The sequence below is a fragment of the Stenotrophomonas sp. STEN018 genome (assembly GCF_056760235.1).
Map to the genome: position 1 here is coordinate 25,244 of NZ_JBRREK010000048.1, position 6,759 is coordinate 32,002.

General features: G+C 63.9%; 5 protein-coding genes. 2 read left to right on the forward strand and 3 right to left on the reverse strand.

Features of this window, described 5'->3' with window-relative positions; translation table 11 throughout:
- Positions 1 to 62 precede the first annotated feature (62 nt).
- The 3 genes from ACVOMB_RS16525 to ACVOMB_RS16535 all read right to left on the reverse strand — a co-directional run bounded on the left by ACVOMB_RS16525 (position 63) and on the right by ACVOMB_RS16535 (position 4,047).
- Positions 63 to 2,267: a TonB-dependent hemoglobin/transferrin/lactoferrin family receptor gene (locus ACVOMB_RS16525; RefSeq protein WP_481532176.1), complete on the reverse strand. Its 2,205-nt coding sequence runs from the start codon at positions 2,265 to 2,267 to the stop codon at positions 63 to 65.
- Positions 2,268 to 2,415: 148 nt separating this feature from the next.
- Positions 2,416 to 2,610, reverse strand: a complete 195-nt coding sequence (hemP, locus tag ACVOMB_RS16530; RefSeq protein WP_282273037.1) for a hemin uptake protein HemP — start codon at positions 2,608 to 2,610, stop codon at positions 2,416 to 2,418.
- 465 nt (positions 2,611 to 3,075) lie between these two features.
- Positions 3,076 to 4,047 (reverse strand): potassium channel beta subunit family protein, encoded by a 972-nt coding sequence (locus ACVOMB_RS16535; RefSeq protein ID WP_481532177.1) that lies wholly within the window; start codon positions 4,045 to 4,047, stop codon positions 3,076 to 3,078.
- A gap of 203 nt (positions 4,048 to 4,250) precedes the next feature.
- Between ACVOMB_RS16535 and ACVOMB_RS16540 the strand changes: the two genes are divergently transcribed.
- The gene (locus ACVOMB_RS16540; protein WP_481532178.1) at positions 4,251 to 5,549 is read left to right on the forward strand and encodes a NupC/NupG family nucleoside CNT transporter; all 1,299 of its coding nucleotides are present in this window, start codon (positions 4,251 to 4,253) and stop codon (positions 5,547 to 5,549) included.
- A 101-nt stretch (positions 5,550 to 5,650) separates the two neighbouring features.
- Positions 5,651 to 6,601, forward strand: coding sequence for a ribokinase (locus ACVOMB_RS16545; protein WP_481532179.1), 951 nt, complete (start codon positions 5,651 to 5,653; stop codon positions 6,599 to 6,601).
- The last annotated feature ends 158 nt before the right edge of the window (positions 6,602 to 6,759 follow it).

A 6,759-nucleotide genomic window follows, 5' to 3' on the forward strand; every position in this document is an offset into this window, starting at 1 on the left:
GGCCATCCGTGGCCACGATGCGCTCCTTCGCAGGCTCCTGGAGGAACCGCTAACGTTGTTGCTTACCAGGACACCGAGACGCTGGCCGAAACGGTGCGACCCGGGTTGCTGAAGCGGTCGATCACGCTGCTGTTGGCGGCCAGCGTGGAAGTGATGCTGGACCAATCGATGTAGTTGCGATCGGTAAGATTGAACACGCCAACGTTGAACTTGGCGCCCGGCGCGAATTCCCAATGCGCCATCAGGTCGAGCACGCCATAGCCGGCCGGGCGGTAGGCCGTGGCTGCAGCGACGCGGTCCTTGCGACGGGCAAAGGTGCCGGCAAGCTCCACGCCCCAATCGTCGCGGTCGTACATCAGGCCGACGGTGCCGCGCAGTGGGTCCACCGAGTCCAGCGGCGTATCCGCGGTGCGGTTCTGGCCATGCGCCCATGCAACCGCGCCACGCAGGCCCCAGCCCTTCAGTGCGTCGCTGACCTGGCCGAAATCAACACCGGCTTTCAGCTCGGCACCATAGATGCGCGCATCGGCGATGTTCTGCGACTGGAACACCATCAGGCCCTGTGCATTGACGCCGACATAGCGCTGCGATTCGATGAAGTCGCGGTAGTCGTTCCAGTAACCGCTGACGCTCATGTAAGCGACCGGGCTGACATAGCGCACGCCCAGCTCCACACCATTGCTGGTTTCCGGCTTCAGGTCCGGATTGGGGATGGCGGTGTAACCGAAGGTCAGATTGGTGAAACCAAGATTGACGTCGTTGTAAGGCGGCGAGCGGAAGCCATGCGCATAGCCGGCAAACACCGACCACTGATCATCGAAACGCCACACCACGCCCAGCTTCGGCGATACGCTGGTCTTGGTCAGCGAGGCCACGGCCATGTTCGGATTGTCTTCCCTGAAGATCGCATCCAGCTCGGGCTTGAGCCGGTAGTGGTCCACGCGCAGGCCCGGCACAACTGACAGTCGACCATCGGCCAGGCGCATTTCGTCCTGCACATACAGGCCGAGTTCGGTGGTCTTGCTGATCGGGAAATCGCGCACCGGGAAGTTGTCCGGCGAGATGTTGGAGCTGACGGTGCCGTTGGCCAGCACCTGGTAGCCATCGCGCTTCTGGCGGATGTCGGTCTGCGCACCATCAAAGCCCCAGGTCAGCGCGTGCTCGACCGTACCGGTCTGCAAGGCCTTGTTGAACTGCAACTGCGCGCCATACACCAGCTGATCGAAATGGAAGGCGCGATGACGGCGGCTGCCATTGGTACGGCCTTCGTTGGTGACCTGCCTGGTTTCGCTGCTCTGGCGGTAGATCTGCCAGTTCATGCTGTCGGCGAAGGCTGCGTCCAGCGCATCCATTTCATGGGCGAACGACAGCCGCGTGCGGTTCTGGGTGTCGTGTGCAGTCATGTCCCTGGTAGTGCGCGATGCAGCCACCGGGTGCTTGTCGTTGACCGCTGAGAACACGTCGGTATCGGTGCTGTCCTCGTTGCCTTCAACGGTCAGGCGGAAGCGCTGGCTTTCATCCGGCGCATACACCAGCTTGGCCAGCACGCTGCGGCCATCGCGTTCCTGTGGATTCGGCGCGGTGCGGGTGTAGTCCTTGCTGCGCACATCCCCCTTGTTGACGGTCTCCTGACCCTGGTGGTGGTTGACGTTGACCATGCCGCTCCAACGTTCACCGCCCCACGCTGCGGTTGCACCGGCCAACAGGCCCTTCCAATCGCCGTCATAGCCGAACTTCAGGCCAACGTAGCTGTCCTTGCCATCCTTCAGGTAGTCGGCCGGGTCCTTGGTGACGAAGGCCACCACACCGCCGAGTGCATCCGAGCCGTACAGCGAGCTGGCCGGGCCGCGCACGATTTCCACGCGCTTGAGCGTCTCCAGATCGGTGAAATTACGATTGCTGTTGGCGAAGCTGCCGATATTGAAACTCTTCGGCATGGCGATGCCATCGGTCTGGATCAGCACACGATTGGCGTCCAGGCCACGGATGCGGAAGCCGCCCAGCCCGAAACGGGTGGCATTGCGGGTGACTGATACGCCCGGCTCGTAGCGCACCAGGTCGGCGATGTCGTTCGCCAACTGTTTGTCCAACTGCTCCCGGTCGATCACGTCAACCGTGGCAGCGACATCACTGAGCGCACGCTCGGTACGGGTGGCAGTGACCTGGACGCGGTCGAATTCATGGGCGACGGGCAAAGCCACGTTTTCTGCATGTGCGGGCGACAGCACCGCCCACAGGGCAGCAGTCAAGACAGTTGGACGGATCATGGAGGCCTGGAATCTTGGAGTGAACAAAACCCCTGACAGACAGCCCGGTTGCCGGAGCAACCAGACTGCAGTCAAGGGGGGAGAGAGCTGTGCACTCAGGGGCCAAGCGCGAACACGCTGGCTGCGGCGAATGCGGCCGTGCTGCGGCTTACTTGGTAAGGATCAGCTTGTCGTTGCTGGTATGCCGCAGGCGATAGAACTTATCGCCGTGCTGGATCACGATCTCGCGTTGGCCCTTGAGCAGGGCGCCGCTATCGACAACGCCATCGACCGGCAACAACTGGACCGGGCGCTGCGGCAGGTGGAGGGTGCGGGGGCGAAGCATAACGGGCTGGGCCGACATCATCGTGATTCCGTGCTGGGGACGGAGTTGATGATAATGATTCTCAATAACGATGCAAGAACTATTTACAACAACTTCGCAATCCGGCGCCAAACCCTGCCGGACAAGGCCATTCGCTCCACCTGTAGTGCCGAGCCATGCTCGGCAGAGGCTCTACCGGCACCCCATCCCGGCCGAAAGGCCGTAGTGCCGAGCCATGCTCGGCAGGGGCCTTACCGGCACCCCATCGCGACTGAAAGTCAGTAGTGCCGAGCCATGCTCGGCAGGGGCGCTACCGGCACCCCGCTCAGCTTGTGGGAGCAGCGTAAGCCGCGAACCTGGCGCTACTGAGATCACCTGCCAGCTCGCAAGCTGACAGATATCTGGCTTCGCGGCTTACGCCGCTCCCACAAATTCCACAAACACGGGCCTGAAACCCTGCTGGCCAGGCCCTGCCGAGCATGGCTCGGCACTACGGCTCCGCTATCAGGCAAAAATCGCCTCGATCTGCTGCCAGGCGCCCTCTTCCACCCGCGCCAGCACGTCCAGCGCGCGCAGGTTCTCTTCCAGCTGCGACACCCGGCTTGCGCCCAGGATCACGCTGGACACCTGCGGATTACGCAGGCACCAGGCAATGGCCAGCTGTGCCGGCGATTCGCCCAGCTCGGCGGCCAAAGCAGTGAAACGGCGCACCTTGCCCAGACGATCATCGGCCGGCTCGCCCAACACCGAGGCCTGCAGCCAGCCCAACGAGGACTGCCCCAAACGCGAATCGTCGGCAATGCCGTCGTTGTACTTGCCAGTCAGCAGGCCCGAGGCCAGCGGCGACCAGATGGTGGTGCCCAGCCCGGCATCGGCATACAGCGGCGCGTATTCCTGCTCCACACGGGCGCGATGCAGCAGGTTGTACTGCGGCTGCTCCATGCTCGGGGCGTACAGATTGTGGGCGCGGGCAAAGGCCACCGCCTCGGCGATCTGCGCACCCGACCACTCCGAGGTGCCCCAGTACAGGACCTTGCCCTGGCGGATCAGGTTATCCATCGCCAGCACGGTCTCGCTGATCGGCGTCTCCGCGTCCGGGCGGTGGCAGTAGTACAGGTCCAGATAGTCCACCCGCAGGCGCTTGAGCGCGGCGTGGCAGGCATCGGTGACGTGCTTGCGCGACAGCCCGCGCTGGGTCGGTGCCGGCTCCTCGGCCGAGCCGAAGAACACCTTGGACGACACGCAGTAACCATCGCGCGGCAACCGCAGATCGGCAATCACGTCGCCCATCACCTCTTCGGCACGACCCTTGGCGTAGCCCTCGGCGTTGTCGAAGAAGTTGACCCCGTTGTCCCAGGCCGCGGCAATCAGGTTGCGTGACTCGTCGCGCCCGATCTGGCTGCCAAAGGTCACCCAGGCACCAAACGACAAGGCGGACAGCTGCAGGCCGGACGACCCAAGACGACGGTATTGCATGGCTGGCTCCAACAGGGGACGGCGCGCAGGATTCGCGCAGACAGGCTGCCAGTGTAACCCTGACTGCGCATCCGACAGGTCCGCAGACCTTGCCGATACCGGCGCAATCCCAGCAAATGCCTGCTTATGCCGGAGATATTCTTGCCCGGCATCAGCCGCTGCTCTAGGCTTGCGTCTTTTGCGGGCTCGCCCGGGGATTACTCATGTTCGAAGGTTTGGGCAGAATCGGCTTCGGCCTGTTCGGCCTGGCGGTGCTTTTGGGCATCACCTGGCTGTTTTCCAATAACAAGAAAGCCGTTGACTGGAAGCTGGTTGCTACCGGCATCACTCTGCAGATCGCTTTTGCGGCGCTGGTGCTGCTGGTTCCGGGCGGTCGCGACGTGTTCGACTGGCTGGGCAAGGGCTTCGTCAAGATTCTGAGCTTCGTCAATGAAGGTTCCAACTTCATTTTCGGCAGCCTGATGGACATCCCCAAGTACGGTTTCATCTTCGCCTTCCAGGTGCTGCCGACCATCATCTTCTTCTCGGCGCTGATGGGCGTGATGTACCACCTGGGCGTGATGCAGGCCATCGTGCGGGTCATGGCCGCGGCCATCACCAAGGTGATGCGCGTGTCCGGTGCTGAAACCACCAGCGTCTGCGCCAGCGTCTTCATCGGCCAGACCGAGGCGCCGCTGACCGTGCGCCCGTATATCTCCAAGATGACCCAGTCCGAACTGATCACGATGATGATCGGCGGCATGGCGCATATCGCCGGCGGCGTGCTGGCCGCGTACGTCGGCATGCTCGGCGGTGGCGATCCGGCCTCGCAGGCCTTCTACGCCAAGCACCTGCTGGCTGCCTCGATCATGGCCGCGCCGGCCACGCTGGTGGTCGCCAAGCTGCTGGTGCCGGAAACCGGTACCCCGCTGACCCGCGGCACGGTCAAGATGGAAGTGGAGAAGACCTCCTCCAACATCATCGACGCCGCCGCTGGTGGCGCCGCTGACGGCCTGCGCCTTGCGTTGAACATCGGTGCCATGCTGCTGGCCTTCATCGCCCTGATCGCCCTGCTCAATGCGCCGCTGACCTGGATCGGTGACATTACCGGCCTGTCGGCTGCCATCGGCAAGCCAACCAACCTGGCTACCATCTTCGGCTACGTACTGGCCCCGATCGCCTGGGTGATCGGCACGCCCTGGGCTGACGCCACCACTGTCGGTTCGCTGATTGGCCAGAAGGTCGTGATCAACGAATTTGTCGCCTACATGGACCTGTCGCAGATCATCCAAGGCAACGTTCCAGGCGTCCATCTGAGTGAAGAAGGCCGTCTGATCGCCACCTACGCCCTGTGCGGTTTCGCCAACTTCAGCTCCATTGCCATCCAGATCGGCGGCATTGGCGGCCTGGCTCCGGACCGTCGCCAGGACCTGGCAAAGTTCGGCCTGCGTGCAGTCCTGGGCGGCACCATTGCCACCTTGATGACCGCCACCATTGCCGGCGTGCTGACCCACTTCAGTTGATTCAATCCAGCTGATCCGGCCCGGCCGCTGCAAGGCGGCCGAGTCAGATGGCCAAGCCATCGCAGCTGCTGTTTCATCGCCACCTTAGAGACGTAGATTCCATGAGTTCTGTAGTCGTTGCCGGTTCCTTCAATGTCGATCACGTCTGGCGCTGCGATGCCCTGCCCGCGCCGGGAGCGACCATTGCTGGCCGCTACAGCACCGGGCCCGGTGGCAAGGGCTTCAACCAGGCCGTCGCGGCTCGCCGCGCCGGTGCTGACACCAGCTTTGTCTGCGCACTCGGTGCTGATGCTGGCGGCGACCTCGCCCGCCAGCTGGCCAGTGCCGACGGCATCGCGCTGGTGGCCGAAGCCACCACCGAGCCCACCGGTACCGCAGGCATCTACGTCGATGGCCGTGGCCGCAACTCGATCGTGATCGGTGCAGGCGCCAATGCCTCATTGAGCAGCGATTTTGTCGCCACCAACGCCGCCCTGATCGGTGGCGCCAAGGTGTTGTTGGCGCAGTTGGAATCGCCGGTGGAAACCATCGAAGCGGCGCTGGCGCAGGCCCGCGAAGCCGGCGTGCTGACCATGCTCAACGCCGCTCCGGCCAATGCCCCGTCCACCATCAGCCTGCTCAAGCTGGCCGACGTGCTTACCCCGAACGAAACCGAGTTTGCCGCCCTGCTCAGCCGTCATGTCGGCGAACGCATCGAGGCCGATGACGTGGCAGCGTTGGACGGTGCCAGCTTGCACGCCCTGTGCCGCAAGCTGTCCGGCAACACCGTGGTGGTGACGCTGGGTGCGGTGGGCGTGTTTGTCTCGCACGATGAAGACAAGCTGCGCAGCGACAGCCAGCCGTACTACCGCGTGCCGGCCGAGTCGGTACAGGTGGTGGACACCACCGGTGCCGGCGATGCCTTCAACGGCGCCTTGGCCGCCTCGCTGGCAGCAGCACCGGAATCTTCGTTCATCAAGCACGTGCGTTTTGCCAACCTGTACGCAGCCCGTTCCACCGAGAACGAAGGCGCCGCACTGGCGATGCCGCGGATGACCCCGGCCGACGTCTGAGGCCTCATGTAAAGCGCAGCCATGCTGCGCTGGGGTTCAACCGGAAACCGATGTAAATGGATGTGGGAGCGGGGGGGGGGGCGGGGCCGCGGGGGGGGGGGGGGGGGGGTGGGGGGGGGGGGGGGCCGGGCCCCCCCCCGAGTTGAACCCCCAACCCC